The sequence below is a fragment of the Malonomonas rubra DSM 5091 genome (genome assembly GCF_900142125.1).
Taxonomy (GTDB): Bacteria; Desulfobacterota; Desulfuromonadia; order Desulfuromonadales; family Geopsychrobacteraceae; genus Malonomonas; species Malonomonas rubra.
In genome coordinates, this window is the sequence record NZ_FQZT01000017.1 from 14746 (window position 1) to 32271 (window position 17526).

At 53.8% G+C, this 17526-nt stretch carries 21 protein-coding genes; all 21 read right to left on the reverse strand.

Features of this window, described 5'->3' with window-relative positions:
* A complete protein-coding gene (flgA, locus tag BUB13_RS15935; RefSeq protein WP_072909763.1) occupies positions 1–714 on the reverse strand; it encodes a flagellar basal body P-ring formation chaperone FlgA in 714 nt (237 codons plus the stop codon).
* Between the two features lie 12 nt (positions 715–726).
* Positions 727–1512: a flagellar basal-body rod protein FlgG gene (gene flgG / locus BUB13_RS15940; RefSeq protein WP_072909764.1), complete on the reverse strand. Its 786-nt coding sequence runs from the start codon at positions 1510–1512 to the stop codon at positions 727–729.
* A 41-nt stretch (positions 1513–1553) separates the two neighbouring features.
* Positions 1554–2282, reverse strand: coding sequence for a flagellar hook-basal body protein (locus BUB13_RS15945; protein ID WP_072909765.1), 729 nt, complete (start codon positions 2280–2282; stop codon positions 1554–1556).
* A 61-nt stretch (positions 2283–2343) separates the two neighbouring features.
* Entirely contained in the window at positions 2344–2727 is a 384-nt protein-coding gene (locus BUB13_RS15950; RefSeq protein WP_072909766.1) for a hypothetical protein, read from the reverse strand.
* On the reverse strand, positions 2727–3488 hold the full coding sequence (locus BUB13_RS15955) for a FliA/WhiG family RNA polymerase sigma factor (protein WP_072909767.1): 762 nt from the start codon (positions 3486–3488) through the stop codon (positions 2727–2729). The genes BUB13_RS15950 and BUB13_RS15955 overlap by 1 nt, the downstream gene beginning before the upstream one ends.
* Positions 3488–4387: a MinD/ParA family protein gene (locus BUB13_RS15960; RefSeq protein ID WP_072909768.1), complete on the reverse strand. Its 900-nt coding sequence runs from the start codon at positions 4385–4387 to the stop codon at positions 3488–3490. Before BUB13_RS15960 ends, BUB13_RS15955 begins: the two co-directional genes overlap by 1 nt.
* The gene (gene flhF / locus BUB13_RS15965) at positions 4384–5802 is read right to left on the reverse strand and encodes a flagellar biosynthesis GTPase FlhF (protein ID WP_072909769.1); all 1419 of its coding nucleotides are present in this window, start codon (positions 5800–5802) and stop codon (positions 4384–4386) included. Before flhF ends, BUB13_RS15960 begins: the two co-directional genes overlap by 4 nt.
* Positions 5792–7885, reverse strand: coding sequence for a flagellar biosynthesis protein FlhA (gene flhA / locus BUB13_RS15970; RefSeq protein WP_072909770.1), 2094 nt, complete (start codon positions 7883–7885; stop codon positions 5792–5794). Before flhA ends, flhF begins: the two co-directional genes overlap by 11 nt.
* Positions 7886–7986: 101 nt before the next feature.
* Positions 7987–9042, reverse strand: a complete 1056-nt coding sequence (gene flhB / locus BUB13_RS15975; RefSeq protein ID WP_084092218.1) for a flagellar biosynthesis protein FlhB — start codon at positions 9040–9042, stop codon at positions 7987–7989.
* A gap of 174 nt (positions 9043–9216) precedes the next feature.
* Positions 9217–9993 (reverse strand): flagellar biosynthetic protein FliR, encoded by a 777-nt coding sequence (fliR, locus tag BUB13_RS15980; protein WP_072909772.1) that lies wholly within the window; start codon positions 9991–9993, stop codon positions 9217–9219.
* A 15-nt stretch (positions 9994–10008) separates the two neighbouring features.
* Positions 10009–10278: a flagellar biosynthesis protein FliQ gene (fliQ, locus tag BUB13_RS15985; RefSeq protein WP_072909773.1), complete on the reverse strand. Its 270-nt coding sequence runs from the start codon at positions 10276–10278 to the stop codon at positions 10009–10011.
* Positions 10279–10288: 10 nt separating this feature from the next.
* Complete coding sequence (gene fliP / locus BUB13_RS15990) at positions 10289–11026, reverse strand: flagellar type III secretion system pore protein FliP (RefSeq protein ID WP_072909774.1); 738 nt, start codon at positions 11024–11026, stop codon at positions 10289–10291.
* The gene (locus BUB13_RS15995; protein ID WP_072909775.1) at positions 11023–11403 is read right to left on the reverse strand and encodes a flagellar biosynthetic protein FliO; all 381 of its coding nucleotides are present in this window, start codon (positions 11401–11403) and stop codon (positions 11023–11025) included. Before BUB13_RS15995 ends, fliP begins: the two co-directional genes overlap by 4 nt.
* The gene (gene fliN, locus BUB13_RS16000) at positions 11400–11723 is read right to left on the reverse strand and encodes a flagellar motor switch protein FliN (protein WP_072909776.1); all 324 of its coding nucleotides are present in this window, start codon (positions 11721–11723) and stop codon (positions 11400–11402) included. The genes BUB13_RS15995 and fliN overlap by 4 nt, the downstream gene beginning before the upstream one ends.
* A 3-nt stretch (positions 11724–11726) precedes the next feature.
* Complete coding sequence (locus BUB13_RS16005) at positions 11727–12737, reverse strand: flagellar motor switch protein FliM (protein WP_072909777.1); 1011 nt, start codon at positions 12735–12737, stop codon at positions 11727–11729.
* A gap of 9 nt (positions 12738–12746) precedes the next feature.
* Complete coding sequence (locus BUB13_RS16010; RefSeq protein WP_072909778.1) at positions 12747–13235, reverse strand: flagellar basal body-associated FliL family protein; 489 nt, start codon at positions 13233–13235, stop codon at positions 12747–12749.
* A 56-nt stretch (positions 13236–13291) separates the two neighbouring features.
* Positions 13292–14023: a flagellar motor protein MotB gene (locus BUB13_RS16015; RefSeq protein ID WP_072909779.1), complete on the reverse strand. Its 732-nt coding sequence runs from the start codon at positions 14021–14023 to the stop codon at positions 13292–13294.
* A gap of 10 nt (positions 14024–14033) precedes the next feature.
* Positions 14034–14801: a motility protein A gene (locus BUB13_RS16020; RefSeq protein ID WP_072909780.1), complete on the reverse strand. Its 768-nt coding sequence runs from the start codon at positions 14799–14801 to the stop codon at positions 14034–14036.
* A gap of 227 nt (positions 14802–15028) precedes the next feature.
* On the reverse strand, positions 15029–16402 hold the full coding sequence (locus tag BUB13_RS16025; protein WP_072909781.1) for a flagellar hook protein FlgE: 1374 nt from the start codon (positions 16400–16402) through the stop codon (positions 15029–15031).
* Between the two features lie 72 nt (positions 16403–16474).
* Positions 16475–16855, reverse strand: coding sequence for a TIGR02530 family flagellar biosynthesis protein (locus BUB13_RS16030; protein WP_072909782.1), 381 nt, complete (start codon positions 16853–16855; stop codon positions 16475–16477).
* Positions 16852–17514 carry a flagellar hook assembly protein FlgD gene (locus BUB13_RS16035; protein WP_072909783.1) on the reverse strand — a complete coding sequence of 221 codons (663 nt, stop codon included), beginning with the start codon at positions 17512–17514 and terminating at the stop codon, positions 16852–16854. The genes BUB13_RS16030 and BUB13_RS16035 overlap by 4 nt, the downstream gene beginning before the upstream one ends.
* Positions 17515–17526 lie beyond the last annotated feature (12 nt).

Genomic DNA, 17526 nt, shown 5'->3' on the forward strand with positions numbered 1-17526 from the left:
TTAATACTCCACTGTCACCAGCCCCGGGCCGAGCACTCTGCAGCGAATTTCTTTGTGCGTGTTGACGTTCAACACCCGGATGGTTTCATCAAGCACACCGTCCTGCTTGGCTTCGCCGGCAGCGGTCAGCAGCAGGCTCCCCCGTTCGACCCGGATCACCACCCGATCACCCCGGTTAACGAGAGGCGGAAACTCGACCTGTTTGCGCAGAATCGGCTGTCCAAGTCGTACCGAACGCTTTAACCGCTTGCCTAATACCTCATCGGCGATGAACAGCGGCTGCTTTAATTTCGCGATATTCTGCTGCTGGAAAATGGCATTGGTTTTGTCAAGAATTTCACCACGTCGCAGGTTATCGGCAGCAACCAGGATCTCGGCCAGCGCTTCAATCTCAACGCGGATCGAACGGTTGCTCACGACCCGATCATCGACCCGGGTCATCAAAGTGACTCGGCGACTACCGATCACGCCCGGTTTAGCAGGAATAACCTGAAAATCGAGGTGGCCAGTGGGAACAGTGAAAGGTTGGGGAAGCCGCATCGCGGTGAATCGGAGTTCGACTCCTGGCAGACGCTCTGACGCGTCAGTCAGGAAATCACTCAAGACCTCGGCCATTTCCTGCTGACTGATCTCTACTCCCTTTTCTTCCGGGGATTGCGCCATTGCCACAAACGGCAGCACCGCCAGAACAATTATCAGCAGCATTTTTTTCATTGATTCAACCTGTTAGCGGACCAGACCGCTGGTCATTTGCAGCATCTCATCGGCTGTCTGAATCGCCTTGGAGTTAACTTCGTAAGCGCGTTGGCCGGCAATCATGTTGACCATCTCTTCCATAATGTTGACGTTGGAACCTTCGAGAAAGCCCTGGGAAAGCGTGCCAAATCCCTCATCACCCGGAGTACCTGTCACCGGCGTACCAGTGGTCGGTGTTTCCGCATAAAGATTGCGGCCCAGGCTCTTCAACCCGGAAGGGTTGGAAAAACGGACCAGTTCCAGCACGCCGACCTCAGTCGGGGTGCTTTCACCATCTAGCAAAACTTCAACGTTGCCAGCTGGCGCAATAGAAATCGAGGTTGCGTTTTCCGGGATAACGATACTCGGAACAATCGCATAACCGTCTGAAGAGACCAGTTGGCCGGTGCTGTCTTTTTTCAAAGCTCCAGAACGGGTGTAGGCATCGGTTCCATCAGGCAGAGCAATCTGGAAAAAACCTGCTCCTTCGATCGCCACATCGAGCTCGTTTTCGGTCTGCTGAAAATCACCAGTGCTGAACACCTTCTGCACCGCAGCAACCCGGGAGCCGAGGCCAACTTGGACACCGGTTGGCACCTGCCCACCTTCGACACCGGTCCCCGCCGCTTTCTGGGTCTGGTAAAGAATATCCTGAAAATCGGCGCGGCTTTTTTTAAACCCGACGCTGTTGACGTTGGCCAGGTTATTGGCGATAACATCCATGTTGGTCTGCTGAGACTGCATGCCGGTGGAAGCTGTCCAAAGTGCCCTGATCATCTTCTTATCTCCTTTTCACCGCAGCCGCGGCGCTTAAATTTTTACTGGACCTGGCCGATTTCGGCGGCCTTGGCGCCCATATCGCTGTAAATCCGCAACACTTTCTGGGTCGCTTCGAAGGTCCGCAGGTTGGAGGTCATCCGCACCATGGTGCGCATCATATCGACGTTCGATGACTCCAGGTTTTTCTGCAACATCTCTGGCTCAAGGTGAAGTTCCGGTTCGGTATTGTCTTTCGGAATAAACAGGCCGTTCGGAGCACGCATCAAAATCGACTTATCCTCAAACTGGTAAAGTCCAATCTGGGCGACAAACTGGTCACCATGATAAATCGAGCCATCAAGGTTGATATTCACGTCCGGGTGCGGCAGGATGATCGGCTCCTCTTCAACACTGAGAACCTGAAGACCTTCTGAAGTCACCATCTCACCGAGAGTATTCATCTGAAACCCGCCGTTGCGGGTGTAGCCCATTTCTCCGTTTTCACGCAGAACCTGGAAAAAACCATCATTGATGATTGCCAAGTGCAAAGGCTTTCCCGTATAGCCGGTTTCCCCCGGAGTAAAGTCGATCTCTTCCTTGGTGGTGCGAGAATAATTGATGCCTTTCGTTGCCATGCCGGAGGCGGCTTCACCCAGTTTGGCCTCGAATGTCATTTTCCCTTTTTTGTAAGCAGTGGTGCGAACCGCGGCCAGATGTTCACTGATGTTGTCCATCATCTGCATCCGTCCGATCAGGCCCGAAATTGCACCGTATTTTCCGCTTCCCATCGATTACTCCTCTGTTGTTCCTGCTTACTTCTCGACCCTTCGGGGGAAAAAGTTTAGTGCCTCACTTCGGTAGCGCCGCGCGCTTCAATTTCGCCAGTTGCATCAGCTGCTCAACCTCGGCAACCGGCATCTGCAGCGCCTCGGAAATCCCTTTTGCATCCAGTCCCTGCTCGGCCAGCGCACCGACGTAACTGTACTTGTCGGTGCTTTTCACCGGAGCTGCCGGTTGGTTCGATTGCAGTTGCTGCCGTTCGACAGCATCGAGACTAGCGGAGAAGTTCGCTGCGGGAGCCTCTTCGGCCGATACCTCTGCCGCCAACTGTTGCTCCAGAGCTGCGACCCGTCGTTTCAGCTTGCGGTTGCCCAGCAGCTGGTAAAAACTCAGCAGCAGGCAGAAACCGACCAGCGCGAAAAGAAGCAACGGGGTGAGCTGGGCGCTAAGCATTACGAGCCCCCGGTTTTCAGCGCGTTGATGCTGCGACGCATCTTGCCCTTCAATTTGCCGAGGGCCTGACTGTGCAGCTGGGAGATGCGACCTTCCGTCAACTCGAGGACCTCAGCAATCTCCTTCTGTGAAAGCTCTTCGTAGTAGAGCAGGGCGATGACCAGCCGCTCTTTTTCCGACAATAGTTCCAGATAACCGGCCAGCTCTTTGGTCAGCTCGTTCGCTTCCAGCTTTTCCTGCACGCTGGTCTGGTTGGTATCTTCCAGATTGTCGATAAAACTCTTGCCGCTATCATCGCTGTCATCCAGCTTTTCATGCAGGCTGACATAACCGAGCTGACTGACCTGCAGCTTCAGCTCGTGAAAATTGTCCAGCTCCAATTCCATCGCCGCTGCAATTTCTGCGTCTTCCGGCTCGCGACCAAGCTGTTTACCGAGTTCGTCGGTGGTTTTGTTCAAACGTGATTGCTTCTCACGCATGGTGCGCGAGAACCAATCCATCCGCCGCACTTCATCAAACACGGCACCGCGAATACGCCGCTCGGCGAAGGTCTTGAACAGCACACCACGCCGTGGATCGAAACGATTGGCCGCATCGAGCAAGCCCATCAGCGCCGCGCTACGGATCTCATCCCGATTTACGAAACCGGGCACCTGAGTCATCATCCGGTCGACGAGAAAATCGACCAATGACAGATGGTTCTCGATCATCTTTTCGCGCTCTGCCGGGCCTGGTGGCCCGTATCCGCCGGGATAACTCATCAGCTCGCCTCCGAACCCACCCCGAGGAACTGCTTCCAGAAAAACTGCAGCGTTCCCTGTGCCTGAGTGTTCATCGGCGTATCGATCAAGTTCTCCGCCAGTTCGACGAACGCTTTGGCAACTTTGTGATCGGGGGCCAAATCGACCATTACCCTCTGTTCGCGCACCGATTCGTGCATTTTGCGGTCGAAGGGGATACAGCCGAGATAATCGAGAGAGATATCGAGGTAACGACCGGAAACCATGGTCAGTTTTTCGAACACGTCGAGCCCTTCATCCGGCTCGCGCACCGAGTTGACCGCCAGCAGGAAATGTTTCTGATGGAACTGAGTCGACAACAGCTTCATCAACGCATAGGCGTCGGTGATCGCCGTCGGCTCCGGGGTAGTGACAACCAGGATATCCTGGGCGGCGACGTTGAAATAGGTGACGTTATCGGAGATGCCGGCTTCGGTATCGATCAAAACCACGTCGAACTGCTCTTCGAGGGCGTCGAGGGATTCGATCAGGCGCATTTTCAGTTGTCCGTCAAGACGGGTAAACTGCTGCACGCCGGAACCAGCCGGGAGAATTTTAAGTCCGTGCGGGCCTTCCACCATCACCTCTTCCAGCGTACGCTCGCCGTTGAAGAAATGGTTCAGGTTGTAAGGCGGAGCCAGGCCAAGCACAACATCGATATTCGCCAGGCCGAGATCGGCGTCGATAATCAGAACTTTCTTGCCAAGCTTGGCCATCGACACCGCGACGTTGGAGACTACGGCGGTTTTACCGACTCCCCCTTTGCCACTGGTGATCGACAGCACACGTGTCATCGGCATATTCAGTTCGGTTGTACTGCTATCACGCTGATCCTGCATACTGCGCAGGGTCCCAGCCTGATCTGCGGCTCCACTTATCATACGGCAATCCTCCGTGATTCCGTTTCGTTCTGCATCACCAGTTCCGCGACCATCTGCGGCTCGGCCAACAGCAGGTCTTCCGGTACCTGCTGTCCGTTGGTCAGGTAAGCCAGCGGCAGATTACTGCGGGTCGGCAGATTGATCAGTGCGCCGCAGCGATCAGTCTCATCCAGCTTGGTGAAGATCAGCTTGGAGATCGGCAGTTGGCTGAAAGCTTCAAGGCTTCTGCGCTGCAAACGCTCGTCGGTTGGTGCGGCCAACACCAGGCAGTTTTCGACATCAGCACCCTGGCCGAGGAATTCGTTCAGCTCTGCAATCCGCTCATCATCACGCGGACTGCGGCCGGCGGTGTCGATCAGGATCAAGTCCTTATCACGATGACGGCGGAAAGCCTCCTGCAGCTGATCAGGACTCAGCACCACTTCAACCGGCAAGCCCATGATCTCGCCGTAAACCTTCAGCTGTTCGACGGCTGCGATACGGTAGGTATCGATGGTCACCAGGGCGACACGAGCACCTTCATTGGTGATCGCTTCGGCGGCCAGCTTGGCGATGGTGGTGGTCTTGCCGACGCCGGTCGGACCGATCAGGGCAACCCGCTTCTGCGCATCGCCACGCTGCCACAACGGGCCGGCAGCATTCACCAGGTTCGCAACGGTCTCAGTCAGAAAGGCGCGGCACAGATGCGGCTCCTGACGCTGACGATCATTCATCTGCTGAGCAGCGAAGCGGGCAATCGTTCCGGCGGCTTCACTTTCGATGCCCTGCTCGACCAGCAGCTCGATCAGGTCATCCAGATCTTTTTCCCGTTTTGCCAGCGGTGTCGGCTGAACCGGACGCGGTGCAGCTGCAACTTGAGGCAACGGCTCCGGCTGGGTCGGCATCTGCGACACCTGCCCGGCCATGGGCAGTGGGGTCTCGACAACATCCTGAGCCTGACGGGTTTGCGCCAGTTCCTGCACCAGATTTTTAAGCTGATCAATTTCGCTTTGCAGCTGGTTCACGTTCTGTGCTTCAAGCTGCGAGCGCAGGCTGCGTACTTCCTCTTCCAGCACGGCGCTTTCGTTCAACTCCACCCGCCTATCACGGCGGGCCGGTTGTGCCGGAGGTGTCGATTCAAATTGTGACAAATCGACCAACTCATCTTCCAGGGTATCGATCCGCTGGCGGTAAGCAGCGGGAATCTGCTGGGGAGCAGGTTTGCTTGCCGCAGCCTGTGGCTGACGTTTGGAGCTCGCTTTCATCGCCGGTGATTCGATTGCTGCGGTCACTTCGATGCTCTGTTTGCCAAGCACGCCCAAACCCTTCTTGCGCAGGGTTTTGGTGGAAAGAATCAGGGCCTCGGCACCAAGAGTCTCTTTAACCTGCTTGAGAGCACTCGCCATATCGTCTGCTTCAAATTTTCTAACCAACATCGACATTCACCGTTCCGACCGACCGGACCTTCAGGTGCGGAGCGATCTCGTTGTGAGAGATGATAGCCAGACTCGGCAGGTAGCGTTCGGTCAACCTTTTGACATGGAGACGGATTGTTGGCGTGCAGAGCAGCACCGGGGTCGCCCCCGCCAAATTCTGCAGTGCCTTGTTCAGGCTGTTGATCAGCGCCTGGGCGAAGCCTGGCTCCAGAGCAAGGTAAGATCCCTGTTCCGTGCTGTGCAGCGCTTCCTGAATCCTTGTTTCGACGTCTCGGTCAAAGGTCATAACTTCCAACACCTGCCCGTCCGGGCTGTAGCTGTTACTGATCGAGCGGGCCAAAATTGCTCGAACATGTTCCGTTAGTTGATCAGGATCTTGCACAACTGGTGCCCAATCTGCCAAAGTTTCTAAAATAGTTCTAAGATCGCGCACAGAAACCTGTTCGCGCAGCAGGTTCTGCAGAACACGCATCACCACACCCAGGCTGAGCAGGTTAGGGACCAATTCCTCGACCAACTTCGGATATTCGTTGGCCAGATTATCGAGCAGGTTCTGGGTTTCCTGGCGACCGAGCAGCTCGTGACCGTGCTGTTTGATCAGCTCGCTGAGGTGAGTGGCGACAACGGTAGTATTGTCGACAACGGTATAGCCAGCAATCTGCGCACGTTCTTTCTTGTCCTCGGAAATCCAGATCGCCGGCAGCTGGAAGGCCGGTTCGACAGTATCGATCCCTTTAATGGTTTCAGTCGCGGTCCCGGGGTTCATGGCCAGGTAGTGGCCGGGCAGCAATTCTCCACCCCCAATTTTGACACCTTTCAAAATAATGGCGTATTCGTTCGGCTTGAGCTGCAGATTGTCCTTGATATGCACTGGCGGCACGATGAAGCCCATGTCGAGGGCGAACTGGCGACGGATCGACTTGATCCGCGGCAACAGTTCGCCATCTTGGGAAGCATCGACCAGCGGGATCAGCCCATAGCCGACCTCCATCTCCAGCAGGTCGACGGAGAGCATCTGCTCGTAATTATCTTCGGTCAGCAGTGGCTGTTGAGGTTCGGCTGCTTCCAGTTCCTCGGTCGCTGCTTCGCGCTCCTTGCTCTTCTGCACCCGGTAGGCAACAAAACCGATAAACATGGAGATGAGGAAAAACGGGATATGCGGCAGACCCGGAATGATGGAAAAACCGAGCAGAATTCCGGAAACAACCCAGAGAGCACGGGGATGGACGGAAAACTGACGCTTCATCTCGTTGCCGAAGTCATCGTCCCCCGCCGTCCGGGTGACCATGATGCCAGCACCAGTCGAAATGATCAGCGCAGGAATCTGGCCAACCAGGCCGTCACCAACTGTCAGAATGGTGTAGTTGGCTGCCGCTTCCGCCATCGGCATACCCTTTTGCGCGACACCGATAACAAAACCGGCGCCGATATTAATCAGGGTAATGATGATGCCGGCAATGGCGTCCCCTTTGACGAACTTGCTGGCACCGTCCATCGCGCCAAAAAAATCGGCTTCCGAAGCTATCTCTTCCCGTCTTTTGCGTGCACCGGCTTCATCGATCAAACCAGCATTGAGATCGGCGTCAATCGCCATCTGCTTACCTGGCATGGCGTCGAGGGTGAAGCGTGCTGAAACTTCCGCAACCCGGCCGGCACCCTTGGTGATAACCATAAAGTTGATCAAAACCAGAATACAGAAGATAACAATACCCACCACGTAGTTACCGCCAACCACGAACTGGCCGAACGACTGGATAACGCTACCTGCAGCGCTCGGCCCCTCGTCTCCATGCAGCAGGATCAAACGAGTCGAAGCCACGTTGAGTGACAGGCGAAACAGGGTGGTGATCAGCAGGATACTGGGGAAAATAGCAAAATCGAGAGCACGAACTGTATAAAGAGAGATAATCAGGATCAACAGACCGACAGTGATATTAAGCGACAGGAAGATGTCGAGCAACATCGGTGGCAACGGTAGAATCATCAGCATCAGGATCAATACCAGTCCTACGGCGACCAGTATATCGCTGCGCATCACTTTTTCTCGCCAGTTTCCTTCCAGAATTCCGTCCAAAGCTGCCATGCCTGCTCCCCGGAGCCTGAATCCCGACAGTCAGCTGTCAAGCTTTTGGCTTGCCCTGACTGTCATCATTAGCTCCTGATAAACCTTTTACTTCTAAAGTGTTAGCGTTTCTTCAGGTTGTAAACATAGGCCAGAATCTCGGCCACAGCGGTGAACATTTCCTCGGAAATCTGCTCACCAACCTCCTGTTGGTACAAAGCCCGTGCCACCGGCTTGTTTTCGACAATAGGAACTTCATTTTCTTTGGCAATTTCCCGAATGCGGAACGCCAGATGATCGCCCCCTTTGGCGACGATGGTCGGTGCATCCATGGTTTCACGATCGTATTTGAGTGCCACGGAAAGGTGGGTCGGGTTGGTGACAACAACATCGGCTTGCGGCACCTCGGCCATCATCCGCTTACGCGCTGCCTGCTGCTGCATGGAGCGGATTCGTCCCTTAACCTGCGGATCGCCTTCGGTATCCTTATACTCTTCCTTGACCTCCTGCTTGGTCATCTTCATTTTCTGCTCCATCTCGTACTTACTGAAAGCGAAATCGATAACCGCCAGAACGATCATAATGCCGCAGGTTTTCGCCAATACGAGATATGAAACCTTGCCAAGAAACAACAGCGTCTGGCTCAAATCGAGGCCAACCAGAGTCAGGGCGGCATCAAACTCATTGGCCACGGTACGATAGGCGACAAAACCGATCAGTGAAACTTTAGCCAAAGATTTGATCAGTTCGACTGCTGAACGCTTGGAGACGAACTTCGCCATCCCCTTGATGGGGTCGAACTTGCTGATATCAGGTTCGAAGGGTTTCAACGTAAAGAGCGGCCCAACCTGCAGGAAAGAAGCGAAGAAACCGACGACAAGGGTGAGGAGGAAAACCGGCCAGAGCAGCTTGGCAAAGATGCCGGCCAAAGACCAGAGCAGGTTGACAGCAGACAGACTTGTCGCTTCGAAAGTGGCCAGCATCTGCAGGACAGAGCGCACCATGCCATCTAATTCCATCCAGAAGCTTTTGGCGTAAAAAATCCAGAGCAAGAGAGAAAACGTCATCAAAGCTGCCGTTCCGACCTCTTTGCTCTGGGCAACCTGGCCTTTTTTCCGGAAATCATCGCGACGCTTGCCCGTCGCGTCTTCTGTACGTTCCTGATCAGAATCTGCCATATTCTTCTCCGGCGGCCGATAAACGCCAATCTGCTGCGTTATGCTCTGACCTCATCACTCGATGTAGCCTCCGGCTACACCTCGTGAATCGTTCTTCGCACGCCTTGCTACTGCACACTTCTCCACAGCCTTGTGCTGGGGGAAGGTTAAAATGCCAAAATTCCGGCAGCTTTATTAAAGCAAATTGAAGAGTTGCAAAAAGCGGTCCGCAAGCAGGGAAAACTCTTTGCTGAGCAGGGAGGCAAAGACCCCGAGGGTCAAACCCATGACGAGAAAAGAGACACCGATGTTAATCGGGAAGGAGAGCATGAAAACATTGAGCTGTGGAAAAACACGGGACATGATTCCCAGCACCAGGCTTGACAGGATCAACAAGGTAAGGATCGGGGTGACCAGTTGAACACTGAGGATAAGCGAATGATTGGCCACATCCATTAGCATGGGCACGGCCCCGCCAGAGAGGTTTAAAGTACCAGGTGGAAGCATCTGAAAGGAACTAACGATCGCTTCGAGGAACAGGTGGTGGACATCTAGGGCAAGGAATAGAAGAATGGCAAAAACTCCCTGAAATTGTGATATCAGGGCAACCTGGCGCTGAGTTGTCGGATCAAAAACGTTGGCAGCGGCAAAACCCATCTGGTAACCGATAACCGATCCGGCAAATTCAGCAGCCATAAAAATCAGTTGAGCCAAAAAACCGACCAGCAGGCCGAGAATCACTTCTTTCGCCAGCAGTACTCCCAGTTCCGGAATCAAAAAAATTTGGCCCGGCAATTCACCTGAGACAGCAGGATAAACAACCAGGGAGATAAGAACAACAATACCGAGTCGAAGCTGTGGCGGCACCTGTCCACCGTTAAAAACTGGAATGGCGGCAACCATTGCGCCGACACGCGCGAGACAGATCAGGTAGCCCTGAATCATCGACAATGTAAAAGTCGGTAATTCCATCAGGGGGCCCTGTGATTACGGCTTGACATGGGGCAAGCGCTCAAAAATCATCAGAATGAAAGCGCTTGCCTTCTGTAGCATCCAAGGAGCGAAAATCAGCATCGTCACGAACACCCCGACGATCTTGGGAATAAAGGTCATGGTCTGTTCGTTGATCTGAGTGGCGGCCTGAAAGATACTGATGATCAGACCTATGGATAGTGCTGCTATCAGCATCGGGCCTGCAACCATCAACACAGTTTCGATCGCTTGACGTGCGATATCTACGACAAATTCGGGGGTCATACCAAATCCTTTAGCCGAAACTCTGCACCAGTGAGCCAATCACCAGTGTCCAGCCATCAACCAGCACGAACAGCAGTATCTTGAACGGCAGAGAAACGATAATCGGTGGCAACATCATCATCCCCATTGCCATCAGGATCGAGGCAACGATCATGTCGATCATCAGAAAAGGAACAAACAGCAGAAAACCCATCTGAAACGCGCGCTTCAACTCCGAAAGCATAAAGGCCGGAATCAAGGTCAGCATGCCGATATCGTCCTGGTTTTCCGGTTGCGGGCTGTTGGAGATATCGACCAGGAGTTGCAGATCTTTTTCCCCAACCTGCGAGAACATGAACGCACGCATCGGTTTGATCGCTTCTCCGAACGCCTGTTCCTGACCGATCTGTTTATCGAGATAGGGCTGTAGGGCGTTGTCGTTGATCTGCTCGAACACCGGTGCCATGACGAAAAATGTGAGGAACAGTGCCAGCCCGATGACGATCTGGTTCGACGGTGCCTGCTGGGTGCCCATCGCCTGGCGGACAAATGACAGAACGATGACAATCCGGGTAAAGCCTGTAGTCATCAGCAGGATCGCCGGGGCAACAGAGAGGATGGTGAGAACGATCAGGATCTGCAGTGCAGTGGAGACCTCACCAGGGTCGGTCGCTTCGCCGATACCGAAGGTGATCGTCGGCAGACCCTGCGCCATCGCAGCAACTGGCAGCAGCAAAATTATCAGCAGCAGGCAGGTTTTCAGCTTCATTTTGCGTCCTCTTCCAGCTGCTGTTGCAGGGTTGCAGAAAAGTCTTCTCGCTTGGAGAACTTGTTCAGGCATTCGATGCGGTCATTGCTCATACCCAGCAGCATCTCTTCGCCGCGCACCGAAACTAGGCAGAGAAACTTCTTGCCACCAAGCGGCTTGGTTTCCAGAATTTTGATCGACCCTTCACGCTGCTTCGGCAGAAAGCCGAACCCCTTACGGCTGGCGGCGTAAATCAGCAGCAGCAGGCCGATGATCACCCCCAGCGCGCCAACCATTTTCAGCGCCGGTGTCAACAAATCGACTTCGTTGCCGTTTTCAGCAGCCAATACCAGCGTCGGCAGCTGCAGCAGAATAAAAGTTATCAGCTGACGTTTCATCCGAGATTTTCAATCCGTTCCGAGGGGCTGACAACATCGGTCAAACGCAGGCCGAATTTCTCATTCACCACCACAGCCTCGCCACGCGCGATCAAGCGGTCGTTAACGTAAAGGTCGAGCGGCTCACCGGCCAGTTTATCCAGTTCGATCAGCGTCCCTTCCTGCATTTGCAGAAGGTCACGCACCAGAATTTTGGAGCGGCCAACCTCGACTGAAACCTGCAACGGAATGTCGAGCAACAGATCGATACCGCGTCCCTCCAGATCCTGTTTACCGGCCGGGGCCATCTGCTGATCATTTTCCTGATTGATGTCGTTCATAATCTATCCTCCGTACGGAATCCGGCCAAGAATCCGGATTGCTTTTTTACTGCCCTGCACTCCTGCCATCGCCTTAAACTTGGGCCGTCCCTCGACCTTGACCTGAAGCGGGGTATCGGGGTCACAATCGAGCTCAATGACATCGCCGGTCTGGAAATTAAGGATGTCCCGTACCCGCAGCGACAGGGTTGCCAGCTGGGCTTCCAGCTCGACACTCATCTGCTCCAGTTCTTCACACACGAGATTGCGCCATTTACTGTTCTGCATCTCGCTGACCGGCACCGACTTGTTACTCTGCTGCCGTTGCAGTGGTTCCAGCGCAGCGTGCGGCAGCACCAGGGTGATATCCCCCTCCAGGCTATCGATCACGACTCTGAAGCGAGCTGTGACCACCCCGGCTTCCGGCATGACAAAATTGAGCAGGCGCAGATTACTGACCACTTTGACCAAGGTAGAGTCGATCTCGATCAACTGGCGGAAACCTTTATTTAATTCCGGACAGGCCGAAACGATGACATCCCGCAGCACGTTCAGCTCAATGGCACTCATCATTCGATTTGGCACCGAGATTGTCGCTTCGGAGGACCCACCCAGAACGATTTCAACCAGCGAGTAAGAAAGCTGCTCATCATAAATCAGCAGGCCGCCGCCGTTCAGCGGTTCAACCTGCAGAATGCCGATGGCACCACGACCGGAAAGACGTTGCAACAGAGCTTCAAAAGTCATCGATTCCATGGCGTCCAGCTTGATGCTGACGGCGCGTTGGAAACGGGTGGAAAGAGCCATGGCATAGTTGTGGGAAAAGCTGTCAAGCACCAGGTCAAAGTTCTGCAGCTTCCAGCCTTCCGGGCCGTCTGCACGGAACAGGTTGCACTCCTCAGCCCTCAGCCGCTTACCGCCGACAGCTGGTGCTACGCCATCGGATTCGCCGAACTCCTGGTCAAGCGAGATGTCACCGTGGCGAACTGCCGATAACAGGTCGGCAATTTCTTCTTTGGAGAGTATCTTTTCCACAAAAAGCCCCTACTGGACCACGAAATCGGTGAAATAGATCCGTTTGACCTTGCCGTTCTGCAGAATACTGTTGATGCGGTTAAGCAGCTCGGCACGCAGTTGAATTTTCCCCTGCAAGTCGCGCAGCTCGCCAAAAGTCTTGTTGCCAACTAACAGCAGGATCGCATCCTTGATCTGCGCCATCCGCTCTGTGACTTCCATCGAAGCTTCCGGGGTGTTCAACTCCAGGGTAATAGCGGCCTTCAGATAGCGGCTCTCTTCATCATCCAGAATATTCACAATGAAGGTATCGATATTGACCATCGGCCCGACCTGTTTCGCCTGCTTCTCCAGCTCGGCCTGCTCCTGCTCCGGCGAAATTTCTTCCTCTTCGCCTCCCATGAACAGGAAAGCACCAACGCCGGCACCGATCAGCAACACCACAACTGCAGCGATAATAATGATCAATTTCTTTTTTGATCCACCTTCTGCCGGCTGCTCTGCGTCATTTTTTGCCATGGTCTATCCTTCCTCACTGCTTGGCGTCAAAATCACGCCACTCTTTATGATCACGATTAAAATGGAGTCTGTTCCCGGGCATCGATCAGGTACGGCAGGTCCTGATCCGGATCCCCCTGGCTTTCCAGAACAAATTCGACCCGTCTGTTCAGCGCCCGCTCCTGCTCGCTGTTGTTGGGAAACAGCGGCTTTTGCGACCCATAACCGGTCGCCGCCAGACGATTGAGCGGGATCAACTGGTTCGCTGCCAGGTAACGCAACACCGAAACGGCACGGGAAACCGACAAGTCCCAGTTGGCCAGCTCGTTCCCCCGGTTGTCAGTATGCCCTTCAACCTTCAACTTAAGCGGCAGCGGCCGCACCAGTTCCGCGACCCGACGCAACACCGGCTCAGCATCAGGATTGAGGGTGCGCTGGCCGGAAGCAAATAAAATCGATTCGTCGATCCGTAGCACCACAGCACCACGATCTTTCACCAGTTTGACCTTTTTGTTCAGTTTCAACTCACGCAGTTTGGTTTTCAGGCGACGGTAAACCTGCGAAGTGAAATCATCGTTCACCGGCGTAAATGAAACCACTTTGGGCGAGGTGACTTCAGTTTTATCGGCGCTCCCGAGTACACCGAAAGCACCAGCCAGCGAGTCGGCAGCCTGGTTGAACTTGATCTGGTCCATATTAGCCATCGATAGCAGCAGAACGAAAAAAGTCAGCAGCAGGGTCACCATATCAGAGAAGGTGACCATCCACATCGGCGCCCCGGCGGGCGGCTTTTTCGCTTTCTTCGCCATGTTTGCGCCTTTACTTGCCGAAGTTGCTCTCGCGTTCCGCAGGGGCCACAAAGGCGTGCAGACGCTGTTCCATCAAACGAGGGTTTTCGCCTTCGAGGATCGAGGTCATACCCTCGGTCACTAACGTCTTGTTCAGCACCTCGCTGGCGGAGCGGATTTTCAATTTTCCGGCCAGCGGCGTCGCCACAATGTTGGCGATAACCGCCCCGTAGAAGGTCGTCAACAAAGCAACCGCCATCGCTGGACCGATGGAGGAAGGATCACTCATATTCTGCAGCATCTGCACCAGGCCGATCAGGGTACCGATCATCCCCATCGCCGGAGAGATCGCAGCGAAGGTGGAAAAAATTTCCGCGCCTTTATCGTGCCTCTCCATGACGTATTCGATCTCTTTTTCCAGCATATCCTTCAGCGCTTCCGGCTCCTGACCATCGACCGCCATCTGCAGGCCTTTGAGGAAGAAATCATCATCGATTTCGTTCATCACCGATTGCAGCGAAAGGATGCCCTCTTTCCGTGCCTTACCTGCATAGGTGATCAGCTTGGTGATGGTATCTGTCGGTGACGTCGCTTTGTGGAAAAAAGCGTTGCGGACAACCTTAAAGGCGCCGACAACGTCACCGAAGGGGAAATTGACAAGTGCGGTACCGATGGTACCGCCGATGACGATGATCATCGATGGCACGTCGATGAAGATCATCAGGGATCCCCCCTGCATAATCGCACTGAGCATCAATCCAAATGCTGCCACTAGACCGACTACTGTCGCTAAATCCATTGCTCACCCTCTATCGTGTTCATCCTGAAGCACGTTATAAACTTAACTCCGCCTAACGAATTAGCAAGTTCTACGCCAGCAGAAAGACCATCCACAAATAAATTTATTCACAAATATTTTCAGCATCTTAGAAAACATAAAAATTCATGATAAACCTCTTTGACAAAAAAATGCCGCCCTAAAATTAGAGCGGCATTTTGTCATGTCATCATTTTGACCGAAATATTTTAACGTTTCAGGTTGATAACTTCGGCCAGCATTTCGTCGGTCGTGGTAATGGTTTTCGAATTCGCCGAGAAACCACGCTGAGTCGTAATCATCTTGACGAATTCCTGCGCCAGGTCGACGTTCGACAATTCCAGCGCGTTGGTAAAGATGTTACCAACACCGGAGCCGACGGTACCGACAATCGGCACACCAGAGCCGTTGCTTTGTGCAAACATGTTGTTACCAGCCTTATCCAGAGCGTTTGGGTTGGTAAACTTGGCCAAGGCAATCTTCATCAGTTTGCGCGGGGTGCCATTGGAGAAGTTACCAACGACATTACCTTCATCGTCAACACTCAACTGGACCAAGGTCCCGGTCCCATAGCCGTCCTGCTCTTGGGAAACAACCACCGAGGGGCTGGAGTACTGAGTAGTCTGCATATCTATTTCAATCAGGTTATTCTGAACGGCGCCGTTGTTCCAATCCAACGCACCCGCCAGCGTTGTCGCAGTCGGCTTGGGGAAAACCGGATCACTGCTGGTATCACCAGCTACAGTATAGAGCTGGTTGACAGTCAAAGTTCCTGTGCCATCGGTACTGTCATCAACACCGATAGCGATCAAGTCACCACTGGCATCAAACTGGAGAGTTCCCTTACCGACAACCTCGAGTTCACCAGACGTACCACCAGCGACCTCACCACCATCGACAACTGAAGTCCACTCCCAGTTCTGATTGGTGTTTTTGGTAAAATAGGTTGTCATCAGGTGAGTGCTACCGAGACTGTCATAGACCTGTATAGACGTGGCATAGTTGGAAGTCCCGGACGCATCGAGCGGATCGAAGGAAGGATAGGCACCAACGACAACCGAATCGGAATCGATGTTGGTATTCAGATCAATAGAGCTGGTAGAGCCTGCTGAGGTAAAAGATTGGGTATTGGCCCAGATCGGCGTCAGGTCACCGATGGTATCTCCATTATCATCCAGCTGATAGCCCATGACGTTATACCCTTCCGGGTTGACCATGTAGCCATCTGCGTCAAAGCGGAAAGCGCCGGCACGGGTGTAGTTATTCACCGAGTTTCCGGTGGACGGGTCGCTGACAATAAAAAAACCGGAGCCTTCGACCGCCAGATCGGTGTTGGTCTCGGTGTTTTCGAAAGTTCCCTGACTGAAGATATTGTCGACTATCGACAGGCCGACACCTCGGCCGACCTGCGAGATACCGCCGGAGCCGGAAATTTCGCTGGAGAGAAGATCTCCGAAAATCGCCCGGCTTGATTTAAAACCAACTGTGTTGGCGTTGGCGATGTTGTTACCGATAACGCTCATGGCGTTACCGTTGGCATTGAGTCCAGATACACCACTGTACAGAGATCCTGATACACCCATGTCGTACTCCTTTCGAGAGCCGCGTCAATCAGTCGGCGGCTCGCGAACCTCCTCAAAGAGGACCGGTTCGGTTTATGCTATAACGGCGCTGTCGATATTGGTAAAAACGTTATTCTTCAACTGACCCTTATCGACAACTGTGACAACGGTTTCATTTTTGACACTCACCACCAGGGCGGTATCATCGAGCATCACCAGGGAGTCTTTTCCTCCCTTCGCCTCAACCTGTGACACGGCCTGTTCCAAACGCTGCATCTGGCTGCTGTTGAAGTTAATTCCCCGGCTATTCATTCTATCGACCGCGTGGCGGGAAAACTTTACGCCTTGTTGGTCGATCTGGCGATTTAAAAGCTGCTCGAAACTCCCGCCCGCCGGGCTCTGCTGCGGTCGTGCGGCAGGCTTACCCCGGTTCGGGGTGATCGGTTGCGGGATGATGGTAATGCGATCGGTCATAGCAGCGCTCCGGCCCGCTCGACCTTGCTCATGGAGAAAATTCCAGCTGAGGTTTCCAGCTGCGAACCATTGCTCATATCGACGCCCATGACCCGCCCTTTGAGCAGGCTTTGCGAAGAAACAACCTTATCGTCTTTATCAAGAGCGCGGACCACCAACTGATAATCACCTGCCTCCAGCGGCATACCGAAATCGCTGGTACCATCCCAGCTGATGAAGTGATCGCCCATCTCGGTTTCGCTTGGTGTAATGGTTGCCAAGGTTGAACCGGTCTGGCTGAGCACATGCAGTTTGACGTCATCAGCCGGCAGTTCAAGGCGATAGCCAAGTTCTACCGGATCACCACTGAAACGGAACGAATTTGACTGAGCGACAACATCCTGACCAATCAGACCGAGTGCCGACATCCGCTCCATCTCGTTGCTCATGGCGGTCATGCCTTCGAGGCTTTCATTCATGTTGGTCAATTGCTCCAACTGGCTGAACTGGGCCAGCTGCGCGGTAAATTCGGTCGGATCAGATGGATTCATCGGGTCCTGATTTTCCAGTTGAGCCACCAGCAGCTTGAGGAAATCCTCTTTACCCATCGACACGTCATCAGGCGATGAACTGGTCGTTGGTGCGACATAGCCGGTGTTGATTCCACTGATTGCTGACATTCATTTACCTCC